The organism is Mesorhizobium sp. WSM3224 (assembly GCF_000427725.1).
Classification (GTDB): domain Bacteria; phylum Pseudomonadota; class Alphaproteobacteria; order Rhizobiales; family Rhizobiaceae; genus Mesorhizobium.
The window spans coordinates 55,859-69,374 of record NZ_ATYO01000029.1 but is presented as its reverse complement, the minus strand read 5'-3'; the positions used below and the strand labels follow the sequence as shown (position 1 = coordinate 69,374).

Sequence of the window (13,516 nt, the reverse complement as noted above, 5' to 3'; positions counted from 1 at the left end):
GACGATCTCCAATCACGGCGAAATGACGCCGCCCGTGTCCAGCAGTCTTGCAATCGTGCGCGCGCGTCGCGTTGATGCAGGTCAAATTGAGTCATCAAAAGCAAGTCGAGGCCCGGCATGCCGGGCCTCGTCGCTTGAACGGTCGAGGGCCGAGAATAGGCCCCGCTCCTATTCTCCACCGCCAAGCGAATGGACGTAGACAGCCAGTTCCTTGACTGTCGTCTCGCCGAGGCGGCCGACCCAGGCAGGCATCACCCCGTTCTTCGGGGCTCGCACCTGAGAAGCAATCGCGGCTTCGCCGGAACCGTGGAGCCAGATCGCATCGGTCAGATCGGGTGCCCCGAGTTCCCGGTTGCCCTTTGCGTTCTCACCATGGCAGGCGGCACAATTGTCGGCGAAAATCTTGGCGCCGGGCTCGATCAGGGTTTTGTCCCGTACTGGCCCAGAAAGGCTGGCCACGAAAGCGCCGACCTGATCTATCTGCTCGGGCTTGAGCACGTCTACAAAGGCGGGCATCTCCGACTGACGGGTGTCGGCATCCGGGGCAAAGCGGATGCCGTGCGTGATCGTCTGCTGGATCTGCTCTGTCTTGCCGCCCCAAAGCCAATCGTCATCGTTGAGATTCGGAAAACCTGTCGACCCTTGCGCGCCGGAGCCGTGGCACTGCACGCAGTTGACCTTGAATGCCGCGCCGCCGGCCGCGACGGCGAACTCGCGCAACGCGTCGTCCGTGGCAATTTCCGAAACAGTTTTAGACTGTATTGCCGCGACGTACTTGGCCTTGCCGATTTCAGCCGCAGCCATTTCGTTCTTGACGTCATTGCGGCTTGAAAAGCCCAGGACACCCTTGGTGGCGGAGCTTAGCATCGGCCATGCGGGGTAGGCGATCGTGTAGGCCAGCGCCCAGGCTATGGTGACGTAGAAGGTGATCACCCACCAGCGCGGCAGGGGATTGTTGAGCTCCCTGATCCCGTCCCATTCATGGCCGGTCGTCGTCACGCCCGAGATTTCGTCGACATGCTCGCTGCTCATGATCAATCGTCCTTGAGTGGAATCTGTGCGGCTTGATCCGCCTGCGGTTTGCCGCCCGGACGGAGAGCGAAGGCAATGCAACCGACGAAGAACAGGGCCATGGCAAGCAGGCCCCAACTGTCCGCAAATTCCCGCATCAAATTGTAGTCCATCGTTGCCCTCCTCAGCGGTAGCCGGCGGCTTCGTCGTAGTTCTTGAAATCGACGAGCGTCCCGAGCATCTGCAGATAAGCGACCAGCGCATCCATCTCGGTGACTTGTTGCGGATTGCCGTCGAAGTCGCCGACTTTGGCCTTCGGATAACGCTTCTCCAGGCCAGACGTGTCTGCATTGGGATCGGCCTGCGCCATCAGATCGACATTGGCATTGGTGATCATGTCATCGGAGTAGGGGACGCCGACACGCCGGTTGGCGACGAGATGCGTCGAGAAGTTCTTCACCTCGATCGGCGTATCCTTCAGGAAGGCATAGCTCGGCATGATGGATTCCGGCACGACGGAACGCGGGTCGGTAAGATGCTGGACGTGCCAGCTGTTGGAGTAGCGGTCGCCGACGCGCGCGAGATCGGGGCCCGTGCGCTTGGACCCCCACTGGAACGGGTGATCGTACATCGACTCGGCCGCCAGGCTGTAATGGCCGTAGCGTTCCACCTCGTCGCGGAACGGTCTGATCATCTGGCTGTGGCAGAGGTAGCATCCCTCTCGCACATAGATGTTGCGGCCGGCGAGCTCGAGCGGCGCGTAGGGCCGCATGCCCTCGACCTTCTCGATCGTGTTGTCGAGGTAGAAGAGCGGTGCGATCTCGACGATGCCGCCGATGGTCACGACCAGCAGGGATCCGACGAGAAGGAGAGTGGCGTTCTTCTCGATGATCGCGTGTTTGTCCATCAAGCCCATGTGTGGCTCCTTATTCAGCAGGCTGAAGGGCAGGGGCGGAACCGGGCAAAGACTGTTCTTCGCGCTGGTAGCCACGAATGGTCATGGTGACGTTCCAGGCCATGATCAGCATGCCTGTGAGGTACATCGCGCCGCCCGCGGCGCGCATGACATAATAGGGATGCATGGCGGCGACGGTCTCGGCGAAGGAGTAGACGAGGAAGCCCTGCTCATCGTACTCGCGCCACATGAGCCCCTGCATGATGCCCGAGACCCACATCACTGCCGCGTAGACAACAATGCCGAGCGTCGCCAGCCAGAAGTGCCAGGTGACAAGCCGCAGCGAATAGAGCCGCTCGCGGTTCCAGAGCTTGGGCACCATGTGGTAGATGGCGCCGAAGGTGATCAGGCCGACCCAGCCGAGCGCACCCGAATGGACGTGGCCGATTGTCCAATCCGTGTAGTGCGAGAGCGAGTTGACGGTCTTGATCGACATCATCGGACCTTCGAAGGTCGACATGCCGTAGAAGGCGATGGCCGCAACCATCATGCGGACAATCGGATCCGTGCGTATCTTGTCCCAGGCCCCGGAGAGGGTCATGAGGCCGTTGATCATGCCGCCCCAGGAAGGCATCCACAGCATGATCGAGAACACCATGCCCAGCGTCTGAGCCCAATCGGGCAGAGCGGTATAATGGAGATGATGCGGACCCGCCCAGATATACAGGAAGATCAATGCCCAGAAGTGGATGATCGAAAGGCGGTAGGAATAAACCGGCCGGTTCACCTGCTTGGGGACAAAGTAATACATCATGCCCAGGAAACCGGCGGTGAGGAAGAAGCCGACCGCGTTGTGGCCATACCACCACTGGGTGAGCGCGTCCTGAACGCCGGAAAAGGCCGAATAACTCTTCGATCCCAGGAACGAGGCCGGCATCGACAGATTGTTGACGACGTGGAGCATCGCGATGGTCACGATGAAGGAGAGATAGAACCAGTTGGCGACGTAGATGTGCGGTTCCTTGCGCTTCAAGATGGTGCCAAGGAATAGGATCAGGTACGCGACCCAGACGATCGTCAGCCAGATGTCGACATACCATTCCGGCTCCGCATATTCGCGGCTTTCGGTGATGCCCAGCAGATAGCCAGTCGCGGCCATGACGATGAAAAGCTGATATCCCCAGAAGACGAACCAGGCGAGATTGCCGCCGAAGAGGCGCGCCCGGCAGGTGCGTTGGACGACGTAAAGCGAGGTGCAAATCAGCGCGTTGCCGCCGAAGGCAAAGACCACGCCAGAGGTGTGAACCGGCCGCAACCGACCGAAATTGAACCAAGGCTCGATGTTGAGGTGAGGGTATGCAAGCTGTAGCGCAATGATCACGCCGACCAACATGCCGACGACACCCCAGAACACCGTTGCGATGGCCCCGTAGCGGATCGGACCATCCAAGTAGGCGGAGGGATCGATCGGCGCCGCAGGCTTGTGATCCGTGCTGCGCAGCAGGATCGCAGTGAAGCCAGCCACGGCGAAGAACAAAACCCACATGTGCTGGCGAAAAGGTTCATCCACGCCGAAGCCCGCGGCCACAAGGGCGCCAAAAGCAAACAGGCTTAGAAGGACGATCTCTGTGCCAAATTTCATCGCAAGTCCCCGATCTCGTCACGAAAGTTCCGGCGGAAATGTCCGCTCGCGGCACCTTTTCGGGATTTTTCCATCCGCGGCCTTGATTCAGATCAAACGCGTGCTTGTTTGGGGGTCATCCGCGTCCGCCACGGGCTCGCGTACGGACCATTGTGACGCCCTGTGATGAACTAGGCCCGCAATTTGCGTGTTGCTTCGCGCCGCCTTGATCGAAATCAAGGTTTTGCCGTTGTCGTTCAGGCAGCATGACCGTCATGACCCCTCCCGCCGCCACCCATCCCCCGCACCCAACGCCGACTGTGGGCCTTGGTGACAATGTACCGCGCTACACGAGCTATCCGACGGCGCCGCATTTCCATCCGGGCGTTGACGCGGTCACGGTTCGCGGGTGGATGGATGCGCTTGAAGGCGATGACGAGATATCGCTGTATCTGCATATCCCCTATTGCGACCGGCTGTGCTGGTTCTGCGCCTGCCATACGAAGCAGACGCGTCACTATGCGCCCGTGGCTACCTTCCTGGGCTCACTTCATAAGGAGATCGAAACGGTCGGCGGCCTTGTGAGCGGGCGGGGCAGGGTCCGCGCCGTCCATTTCGGTGGCGGTTCCCCGACGATGCTGAAGCCAGACGACATCCTCGTGCTCGGAAGAGGGTTGCGGGATCAATTCGACTTTCTCGACGATGCCGGCCTGAGCGTCGAGATCGATCCGAACGACATGGATGAGGGTCGGCTCGACGCCTTCGCCGCGATCGGCATGACAAGAGCGAGCCTCGGCGTCCAGGATTTCGATCCCAAGGTGCAGAAGGCGATCAATCGCGAACAGAGCTTCGCGCTGACCAAAAGCATTGTCGATGCAGTGCGCGCGCGGGGCGTCGCTTCCGTCAACCTGGATCTGCTCTACGGTCTGCCGCATCAGACCCGCGAGAGTGTCGCGGCGACGGTCGCCCAGGCGCTGACGCTGGCGCCGGACAGGCTTGCCCTGTTCGGCTACGCGCATGTGCCCTGGTTCAAGAAGCATCAGACGATGATCGATGAAGCCTGGCTGCCTGACTCCACCGCACGCCTGGCGCAGTCGCAGCTTGCCGCGCAACTGATTGTCGACGCCGGCTACGAGGCATTGGGATTGGACCATTTCGCAAAGCCGAAGGACACGCTGGCGGTTGCCGCCCGTGTCGGCAAGATCCGACGCAATTTCCAGGGATATACCGAGGACCAGTGCGAAACCCTGATCGGTCTTGGTCCCTCCTCGATCAGCCGGTTTCGCCAAGGCCACGCACAAAACATCGTTGCCACCGGCGAGTACGAAAAGGCCGTGGATTCCGGACAACTGGCGATAGCGCGCGGCATTGAGTTCAGTCTCGATGATCTGGCGCGGGGCTGGGTCATCGAGCGCCTGATGTGCAACTTTACTTTCTCAGCGGGAGATCTTGTCGAACGCTTTGGAGCGGTAGGTCGGACGCTGCTCTGCGAGGCGAGCCGACTGGCCATAAGCGGCGCCGGCCAGCTTCTGCGGCTCGACGGTGAAAACTTCGTCGTGCCGGAGGAAAGCCGCCCCTTCGTCAGGACGGTGGCGGCGAAATTTGACAAATATCTTACCAACGGAACCGGCAGGCACTCGTTAGCGGTCTGAGCGACGGCTCGGTTAGCGGATCAAAAATGCTCGCCCATCCTGAAGGGACCGACGCGGGTGCCGGCCGCGATCAGATAGGCGGTCGACCAGCCAATCAGGAGAAAGCCATTGATGCCCTCGAGGGCCGCAAGCACGCGCCAGCCATGAGCGGGCACCACATCTCCATAGCCGACCGTCGAAAAGGTGATGGTCGAGAAGTAAAGCGCCGTCTCGAAATCCCCCAGGATTCCGAGCAGCCGATAGATTCCGGCCCATAGCCAGACTTCCGCCGTCATGACAGCGAAAAGCCCCATAACCACGCTGATCATGGCCAGGATCCGGCTGCGCCGCCCATGCATGCGAAAGAGCGCCACGAGACGCGTCATCACGTGAGTGATCGCGATAAGGCCGAAAGTGTGGATCACGACCGTTAGGCTTATGACGATCGTACCGGTGCAAAGATTGAGGATCATCGGCGGAAATTACTAGTCTCGACGGCCACGGTCCTTGCGCATAATCAAACCGGATATCAGCTCAGCAAATTCCACCGCCCCGGCGGGATTTACTGAGCTGGCGCGTTGGTGGCGGGGCCGAGGTGAAAGAACACGGCGAGCTTCAAGCTCGCTGCTATCCTTTCCGCCCGTTCAACGAACACCGCCGCGACCTCGGGGGTGAAGAGTTCGGACGCCGTCTCGCCGAAGAGAGCCAGCCAAATCTCGAAGTCGGCTTCGATGATATTCTTAAGCTTCAGATGAGCCGGCACCGGCCGGCCATGATAGTCACCGCTTTTCAATATGACGGAGCACCAGAAGTCTGTCATCTTCTCCAGATGGGGCTCCCAATCGCCAACGATCTCTCGGGCGAAGATGGGTCCGAGCCGCTCATCCTTTCTCACCCTGGAATAGAATTTGCGGACCAGCGCTCCTATCGAGGTCCGATCGACACCGGGGCGCGCCAAGGGCTGTTCGGCGGCAGGGCGGACCCTGTCGAGCAAGACGGGCTTCGAAGTCATCTATGTTCCTCTTTATCGGGCAATCAGGTGAGGCCGAGGCGGCGAAAAGTGGCCTGCAGAAAGCCACCGGAATCATGGACAAGGCGAAAACCGAGATTGTCGGGCGGCGTGCCGACCGCGCAACCGCCGCTTTTGCCGTCACGGATGAAGTTCGACATGTAAGTGCGGTGGAAACCCTCCACAACATGCACTCCGCAATTGCTGACCGAGTTGGCGATGCGCGCGCCATCGCTGGACATGGTCACATGGGCATAGCAGGTCGATGTCCACTCCCAGACATTGCCGGCAATATCCGCAACGCCCTTTGTATTGGCTCCAAATGCCCCCGGAGGCCGCGGTTCAGGATCTGCTTTGCGACCGAGCGCTGCCTCATTGCGATAGAGCGCAAGCCACCGCCTGGCCGGATCGGCAGGATCGCCTTCACCTGCCTCAATGTCTGCCCGAAATCGTTCGGCGGCGACGTAGGCCCATTCAACGTCGGTCGGCAGCCGCCAAGTTTCACCTGTCTTTTCCGATAGCCAATTCGCGTAAGCCTGCGCATCGAGAAAGCTGACGCCTGTCACCGGAACGTCGCCGACAATGCGCGAGTCGGCAGGTTTGCAGGCGCTATCCGAAACGCAGCGGTCATAATCCGATGCGGTTACCTGGAACTTCATGATTTCCAGCGGGGCATCGATGGTTTCCTTCGCCACGGGTGCGGGTATGGGACGGTTGTCCTTGAGGAATTCGCCTGGCTGCGGGTGTTCATATGACCCGGCCGTCAGGGTGACCAGTTCTGCCGCAGCAACTGGAACCCGGGATCGTGGCGACGTCCCGTCGATCGCATTGCCGACGCCGAGACCGATAAGGGCGGCGGCAGCGATTGTTCCGAATGTGACGACAGGATCGAAGGACATGCTCAAACTCCGCCTGCGGGTGCGTCCCGCCGGCGGTGCCGGCGGGACGCAGGCCAATATGCCTTATGAGGCAATCGCCTTGGGAGGTTCGACCTGCATCATCAGATCGTCGTCCCATTTTCCCTCTACCGTGAAGTGGGCGGTCGCGCCGAGTTCGACTGCCTCGATCAGATTGTGATTGACGTATGCATAGATTCCGGGCTGTCGGAAAGTGTAGAGCGCCGCGCCCGCCGAACCGCCGCGAATGAACCAGGTTTCCAAGTCCTTGGCGGGTGGGTTCGCGAACTTGCCCTGTTCCCAGACGAAGTCACCATGGCCGCCGATCAGGTGCGGACGAGTGTCACGGTTGGCCTGAGAATGGACGATCAAGACCGTTTCCCCGACCTTGGCCTTCATGGCGTTCTCGCCGGTCAGAGATCCGGCTTTGCCGTTGAAGACGACATGCGTCGGGATCAGGCCTCGCATCACCTTCACGGTGTCGTCGTAGTTGTCGCCGGCCGAGTCGTACTTCTTGAATTTGCCCTGCTCGTCACGCGGGATGTAGAAGTCGTTCTCGCCGATATAGTAGATATGGTCGTAGCGGATGGGCTTGCCTTTTTCGTCCTTCAGGCCGTCGCGCGGCAGGACCATCACCGCCCCGCTCATTCCCGATACGACATGCCAGGGGATCATCGCTCCTCCGGGCGCGCAATGGTAGACAAATGTGCCGGAACGGGTCGCCTTGAAGCGCAAGGTCACTTGCTCTCCCGGGTTGATCAGTGTCAGCGCACCGCCGCCGAGCCCGCCGGTCGCCGCATGGAAGTCGATATTGTGGGCGAGCGTATTGGTGTCGGGATTGATCAGCGTGAGCTCGAGATAGTCGCCTTCATGCACGACCATGAGCGGGCCGGGAATGGAGCCGTTATAGGTCATGGCGTTGAGCTGCGTGCCGTTGGCGTCGATGATCGTCGGCTTCTCCTCGATCTTCATGGTGAACTCGACAACCTTGGGGCCACCCTTTGCCACCTGGTCGTGAGCGTGCACGAAAGGCGGCGCGACAAGGGTTACTTTTTCGCGCGGCAGTCCGGCCACATCTTTCGCGGCCGCCATTGCCGGCGCCGGGCCGACGGCGGCAACGGCGACGGCGGTAAGAACAGAACCCAGCAAAGCTTCGCGTCTCGTAAGCATTTTCATCTCCTCGACTTCACGGTTTCGATGAAGCCAGGATAGTGTCTTGGCGCGGCGCGTCTTTGCGTTTGCGCAAATCTGCGCCAAATGAATTTGGACTTGGAGGGAGTTGCCAGCATGTCGTTGCAATGACCGCTGGCCACAGCGGCGTGGCAAACGGCAAAATGAAATTGGCCGGGTCAGACCTCTCCCCAGGTCCGCCCGGCCAGTGCTTCCGGATCGCCATTGCCGGAGGCAGTCTCAGATAATGTCTGATCAGTTCGAAGCGGCTTTGGTCGCTTCGGCGAACAGCTCGGCAAAGACCGGTTTAGCCTTGCCGATCTGCTTGACGGCTTCCGCCGCGTCCAGGTTGACCGGCTTTCCAACGACGATCAGTGCCACCATGCCCATGCCATAGTGGGGGGCGCACTTCACGCCATAGACGCCTTCTTTGGTGAGGGTGACCGTGATCTCCTCGCTCGCCTTGCCCTTGAAGGGCTCGGCGCCGTCCGGAATCATTCCCTTGATGATCTCGGCATTGTGGGTCTTGTCGGTCGGCACGAACTTGACGGTGTCGCCGGGCGCCGCCCTGACGAAATCGGGCTGGAAGACCATCGAACCCTTGTCACCCTTGTTCAGCATCTGGACGACATGTTCCTCGGCATTTGCGGCGCCGGTGATTGAGAGCAACGCGATCGCCGCGGCAATGAGGGGCAGTTTCATTGGAGAATTCCTTTCTTTGTTTCACCACGGCATCAACCGTTGCGCCCTTGTAGACCGTCGGACGACCTGGCGATTTGCGCTGGCGCAAATTGTTTCGACGAAAATGATTGGCGCGGAAGCGGTAAGAAACTGGGCGTTGGCGGAACGTCGCCCGCCAATCTTTCATGGGGCGCTATTGCTGCGCGCTTGCCGGCGTGGTCGCATGAGCATTCCGCCAAAGAGCACGGCGTAGCCGGCGAAGGCGGCAACCCAGAGCGCCGCCGAGATATGCAAGAGAATTGCTGCGGAGGGAGCCATCGCGGCCGCTACGCGCAGAATCGCGGCAATGACGATCGCAGCGAAAATTGCACGTGTTCCGACGCTTGCCGTCAGTTCGCGGCCTGTATGGCCGAGTGAGGCACGGGTCATGACGGCAAGCGTCATGCACGCCACCGCTCCCACAGCCAACGCATGAATGCCGGCGACCGCGGGGACTGTTCCCGGCGCGAACACGGCCAGTCCAGCAAGCGCTAGGCCCAGAGGCACAAAGGCGAACGCGATGTGCAGGATCAGAACCAAAGGGTCGGCCGGCGTCCGGTCGCCCGCCCAGCGGGCAAGCCGAACTGCGTTGAAGACCGCTCCGGCGGTCAGCAATGCTCCGGTTGCAATGCTGTCGGGAAAGAAGGTCCACGCGGCGAGGCCGACTGCAGACAGCGCGATCGTTCCGATATCGAACTTGCCAAATGAAACCGGGAGGCGGCCGGGCTTTTCTCGAACCAGCCAGTTACGGGTGAAGCTCGGAATTATCCGCCCACCGACAATCATGATGAGGACGACAACCGCTCCAAGACCGAGACGCCGGCTGATGTCGGAGATACCCTGATAGTGCGCCTCCAGATGAAACATGACGTTTGCCGCAAAAAGGATCGTGACGGGCAGCAGCACCTTGATGTTTCGCCAGTTTCGGCCGGCAATGATTTCCGTTGCGGCGGCAGCCACCACCGCGAAAAGAAAGGAGCAGTCAATGACCGCGCTCAGCAGCCATCCCGTTTCCGCAGAAAGGAACACGGCCGCCCGACCAGCGACCCATAGCAGCACCAGCACCAGCAGGCGAAGATCCTGAACGGGAAGCCGTCCGGTCCAATTCGGAATTGCAGTCAGCAGGAAGCCGGTCACGACCGCCGGCAGGTAGCCGAAAAGCAATTCATGAATATGCCAGTCCACGGGCAGGAAGGCGCTGAAGGTTTCGAGCTTACCGTAATAGAGGGGCAGCCACAAAACGATTGCAGCAGCGGCTTGCAGGGAGCCTAGCAGAAAGAAGGGCCGGAACCCGTAGGAGAGAATTGCCGGATAGACGCTTGGCCGCGTCCGTGGAATTGCCATGACATGCCTCATTGAAAACCAGGCAAGGCGCCTGCTGGACGCTTCTATCCCAGTCTCGAAGGATGAAATTTGCCACAGCGCAAACAAGCGAGTGATTGGTAGGCGGCAGCCAAGGGAGGCCTCACTTGTCGAGGGGCGGCCGTCCGTGACACAGTCGGGCAGGGGCCTGAGCGCGTTGCACGGTTGAAGTTGGGAGGTAGGCAGTTGGCAAGCCTCGATCGATCATTGATTGCCGGACTGTCCATCTTCGAGGGGATCGGTTCCGGGGACCTCGATCGCATAGTCGGACAGGCAAGGTCCATTCGAATTGCCAAGGATCAGCCGGTGTTCGAGCAGGAGCAGGAAGCTCACTCCTTTTTCCTGCTGCTCGACGGCCATGTGCGCGTGATAAAATCGACCCCGGATGGGCATGAGGTAACAGTGCGATACATCAGCCCGGGCGAACTGATGGGGATCGCCAGCGCGCTGGGCCGGACGACCTATCCGGCAAATGCCATCGCGGCCGTCGATTGCGTAGTGCTTGCCTGGCCAAGCCAGCTTTGGGCCACACTCGCGACGAATTTTCCAAGCCTCAGCGCCAATACCTACAAGGCCGTGGGTACCAGGCTGCAGGACGCCCACACGCGCGTCATCGAGATGTCCACCGAGCAGGTGGAACAGCGGGTTGCGCATGCGTTGCTGAAGCTGATCAAGCAGTCGGGGAAAAAGACTGAGGATGGGATTCTGATCGATTTCCCGATTTCACGCCAGGACGTTGCGGAAATGACGGGCACCACGCTTCATACGGTCAGCCGGCTGCTCTCCGCCTGGGAGGACCAGGGGCTCGTCAAGAGCGGACGGCAGAGGGTGGTCGTGGTCGAGCCGCATCGTCTCCTCGTCATCGCTGAAGGTCGCGCGGCAAAGAGCTAATCCACGTCATTTTCGATGGCCGCCTCCAGATCGTGGCGAAGCTGATCCTCGTCCAGATCATGCTCGCGTGCCGCGTCGGAAACGGTGTGAAAGGAAGCGATCGGGCAGCCGACGCACAGCATGCCGTGCTGAAGAACGACGCGGATTGCTGCCGGCGTCTCGCGCATGATGCCATCCATCGTCGCGTCGTCGTTCAGTTTGCGTTTCATGCCGGTTCTCCGCTTGGAGGCGGGCATGTTGCATCCAATTCCCACGAAGCTCGTTGCGCTGAGACAAAGAGGAAGCAGGTCGATACTGCTGTTCACGTTTGGACGGCGCAGACCGTCGACCGTGTCAGGAACCGCTTCTCCCTCCCATTGTCGAGCGAAAACATACCGCCACGGCCTGGCACCACGTCGATAATGAGATCGGTATGCTTCCAGGCCCCGAATTGCGATGCGCCAATGTAGAAGGGCGCTTCGGCGATATGGCCGAGCAGCACATCCTGGTCGCTCACGATAAAGCCGGTGCGCGGATAGCACATGGGCGAGGAGCCGTCGCAGCAGCCGCCGGATTGGTGGAACAGCACCGGACCATGTTCGGCAACAATCTCGGCGAGCGGTGCAAGGGCCGACGGCGTTGCAGTGACCTTCGCTTGCATCGGCTCCTCCTTTCTTCTCATAGGCGCGGCTCCTGCGGAACCGCGCCTATGCGCCAACGAGGCAATCAGAAGAAGCCGAGCTTCTTCGGGCTATAACTGACCAGCATGTTCTTGGTCTGCTGGTAATGATCGAGCATCATCTTGTGCGTCTCGCGACCGATGCCCGACTGCTTGTAGCCGCCGAAGGCGGCATGCGCCGGATAGGCGTGGTAGCAGTTGGTCCAGACGCGGCCGGCCTGGATGGCGCGGCCGAAGCGGTAGCAGCGGTTCGCATCGCGGCTCCAGACACCGGCGCCAAGACCGTAGAGGGTGTCGTTGGCGATCGAGAGCGCCTCGTCATCGTCCTTGAAGGTCGTCACGGACACAACGGGTCCAAAGATCTCCTCCTGGAAGATGCGCATCTTGTTGTGGCCTTTGAACACGGTCGGCTTGACGTAGTAGCCGCCGGCAAGGTCGCCCGGCAGATGGTTCTGCGCGCCGCCAGTCAGCACCTCGGCTCCTTCCTGGCGGCCGATGTCGATATAGGACAGGATCTTTTCCATCTGCTCCGACGAGGCCTGAGCACCGATCATCGTCGCCGGATCGAGCGGATCACCCTGCACGATCGCCTCGACGCGCTTGAGGGCGCGTTCCATGAACCTGTCATAGATCGATTCATGGATGAGCGCGCGGCTAGGGCAGGTGCAGACCTCGCCCTGGTTCAGCGCGAACATGACGAAGCCTTCGATCGCCTTGTCGAAGAAATCGTCATCTTCGGCGACGACATCCTTGAAGAAGATGTTGGGCGACTTTCCGCCCAGTTCCAGCGTAACGGGTATCAGGTTCTGGCTGGCATACTGCATGATCAGCCGGCCCGTCGTCGTCTCGCCGGTGAAGGCGATCTTGGCAATGCGCGGCGACGACGCGAGCGGCTTTCCGGCCTCAAGGCCGAAGCCGTTGACGATATTGAGCACGCCTGGCGGTAGCAGATCGCCGATAAGATCGACCCAGAGTAAGATGGCAGCTGGCGTCTGCTCGGCAGGCTTCAGCACGACGCAGTTTCCGGCCGCCAGGGCAGGAGCCAGCTTCCAGCATGCCATCAGCAACGGGAAATTCCAGGGGATGATCTGGCCGACCACACCGAGCGGCTCATGGAAATGATAGGCGACGGTATCGTCGTCGATCTGGGAAAGGCTACCTTCCTGGCCACGCACGGCGCCGGCGAAATAGCGGAAATGGTCGATGGCCAGGGGCAGGTCGGCTGCTGTCGTTTCGCGGATCGGCTTGCCGTTGTCCCACGTTTCGGCGCATGCGAGGAGATCGAGGTTTTCCTCCATACGGTCGGCGATGCGGTTGAGGATGAGCGAGCGCTCAGCCACGCTGGTGCGCGCCCAAGCGTCTTTGGCGGCATGCCCTGCATCCAAGGCTGCGTCGATGTCCTGGGCATCCGAACGAGCGACCTCGCACAAAAGTTGGCCGTTCACCGGCGAGTAGTTCTCGAAGTAGCGGCCGGACCGCGGCTCGGCCCATTTGCCGCCGATGAAATTGCCATAGCGCTTGTCGAAGGGCGCCTTGACCGAGCGTGAGAATTCAACCTTGTTCATGTGTGTTCCTCCCAAAGCTGACGTCGCGGGATGCGACGCTTCGAGAGAAACTTGCTATTCCGGACTGCAGTTGTCACCGCACCGGTT

General features: G+C 60.6%; 15 protein-coding genes. 2 read left to right on the top strand and 13 right to left on the bottom strand.

Annotated features, from left to right (window positions below; translation table 11 throughout):
* Positions 1-168 precede the first annotated feature (168 nt).
* The 4 genes from ccoP to ccoN are packed head-to-tail and all read right to left on the bottom strand — an operon-like array spanning position 169 to position 3,548.
* Complete coding sequence (gene ccoP, locus YU3_RS0128820; RefSeq protein WP_027169477.1) at positions 169-1,032, bottom strand: cytochrome-c oxidase, cbb3-type subunit III; 864 nt, start codon at positions 1,030-1,032, stop codon at positions 169-171.
* A gap of 2 nt (positions 1,033-1,034) precedes the next feature.
* Complete coding sequence (locus tag YU3_RS0128815; protein ID WP_027169476.1) at positions 1,035-1,184, bottom strand: CcoQ/FixQ family Cbb3-type cytochrome c oxidase assembly chaperone; 150 nt, start codon at positions 1,182-1,184, stop codon at positions 1,035-1,037.
* 11 nt (positions 1,185-1,195) lie between these two features.
* Positions 1,196-1,927, bottom strand: a complete 732-nt coding sequence (gene ccoO, locus YU3_RS0128810) for a cytochrome-c oxidase, cbb3-type subunit II (RefSeq protein ID WP_027169475.1) — start codon at positions 1,925-1,927, stop codon at positions 1,196-1,198.
* Between the two features lie 10 nt (positions 1,928-1,937).
* Positions 1,938-3,548, bottom strand: a complete 1,611-nt coding sequence (ccoN, locus tag YU3_RS0128805) for a cytochrome-c oxidase, cbb3-type subunit I (protein WP_027169474.1) — start codon at positions 3,546-3,548, stop codon at positions 1,938-1,940.
* Between the two features lie 254 nt (positions 3,549-3,802).
* Between ccoN and hemN the strand changes: the two genes are divergently transcribed.
* Positions 3,803-5,179: an oxygen-independent coproporphyrinogen III oxidase gene (gene hemN / locus YU3_RS0128800; RefSeq protein ID WP_051334117.1), complete on the top strand. Its 1,377-nt coding sequence runs from the start codon at positions 3,803-3,805 to the stop codon at positions 5,177-5,179.
* Between the two features lie 20 nt (positions 5,180-5,199).
* Here the strand turns inward: hemN and YU3_RS0128795 are convergent, their stop codons facing one another.
* The 6 genes from YU3_RS0128795 to YU3_RS0128770 form a co-directional block, all read right to left on the bottom strand.
* A complete protein-coding gene (locus YU3_RS0128795) occupies positions 5,200-5,631 on the bottom strand; it encodes a potassium channel family protein (RefSeq protein ID WP_027169472.1) in 432 nt (143 codons plus the stop codon).
* 89 nt (positions 5,632-5,720) lie between these two features.
* A complete protein-coding gene (locus tag YU3_RS0128790; protein ID WP_051334112.1) occupies positions 5,721-6,170 on the bottom strand; it encodes a group III truncated hemoglobin in 450 nt (149 codons plus the stop codon).
* Between the two features lie 23 nt (positions 6,171-6,193).
* Positions 6,194-7,066 (bottom strand): SUMF1/EgtB/PvdO family nonheme iron enzyme, encoded by an 873-nt coding sequence (locus YU3_RS0128785; RefSeq protein WP_027169470.1) that lies wholly within the window; start codon positions 7,064-7,066, stop codon positions 6,194-6,196.
* A 63-nt stretch (positions 7,067-7,129) separates the two neighbouring features.
* Positions 7,130-8,233, bottom strand: coding sequence for a copper-containing nitrite reductase (nirK, locus tag YU3_RS0128780; RefSeq protein WP_027169469.1), 1,104 nt, complete (start codon positions 8,231-8,233; stop codon positions 7,130-7,132).
* Between the two features lie 255 nt (positions 8,234-8,488).
* Positions 8,489-8,935 carry a pseudoazurin gene (locus tag YU3_RS0128775; RefSeq protein ID WP_027169468.1) on the bottom strand — a complete coding sequence of 149 codons (447 nt, stop codon included), beginning with the start codon at positions 8,933-8,935 and terminating at the stop codon, positions 8,489-8,491.
* A 162-nt stretch (positions 8,936-9,097) separates the two neighbouring features.
* A complete protein-coding gene (locus YU3_RS0128770; RefSeq protein WP_027169467.1) occupies positions 9,098-10,297 on the bottom strand; it encodes an NnrS family protein in 1,200 nt (399 codons plus the stop codon).
* Positions 10,298-10,501: 204 nt separating this feature from the next.
* On the opposite strand from YU3_RS0128770, the gene YU3_RS0128765 reads away from it, so the two are divergent.
* Entirely contained in the window at positions 10,502-11,206 is a 705-nt protein-coding gene (locus YU3_RS0128765) for a Crp/Fnr family transcriptional regulator (RefSeq protein ID WP_027169466.1), read from the top strand.
* On the opposite strand, the gene YU3_RS0128760 is transcribed toward YU3_RS0128765, so the two are convergent.
* From YU3_RS0128760 to adh, 3 genes are all read right to left on the bottom strand, one after another.
* Positions 11,203-11,415: a DUF1858 domain-containing protein gene (locus YU3_RS0128760; RefSeq protein ID WP_036259795.1), complete on the bottom strand. Its 213-nt coding sequence runs from the start codon at positions 11,413-11,415 to the stop codon at positions 11,203-11,205. The two genes, YU3_RS0128765 and YU3_RS0128760, sit on opposite strands and share 4 nt — an antisense overlap.
* A gap of 92 nt (positions 11,416-11,507) precedes the next feature.
* The gene (locus tag YU3_RS0128755) at positions 11,508-11,846 is read right to left on the bottom strand and encodes a DUF779 domain-containing protein (protein WP_027169464.1); all 339 of its coding nucleotides are present in this window, start codon (positions 11,844-11,846) and stop codon (positions 11,508-11,510) included.
* Between the two features lie 65 nt (positions 11,847-11,911).
* A complete protein-coding gene (gene adh, locus YU3_RS0128750; protein ID WP_027169463.1) occupies positions 11,912-13,429 on the bottom strand; it encodes an aldehyde dehydrogenase in 1,518 nt (505 codons plus the stop codon).
* Positions 13,430-13,516: the final 87 nt, after the last annotated feature.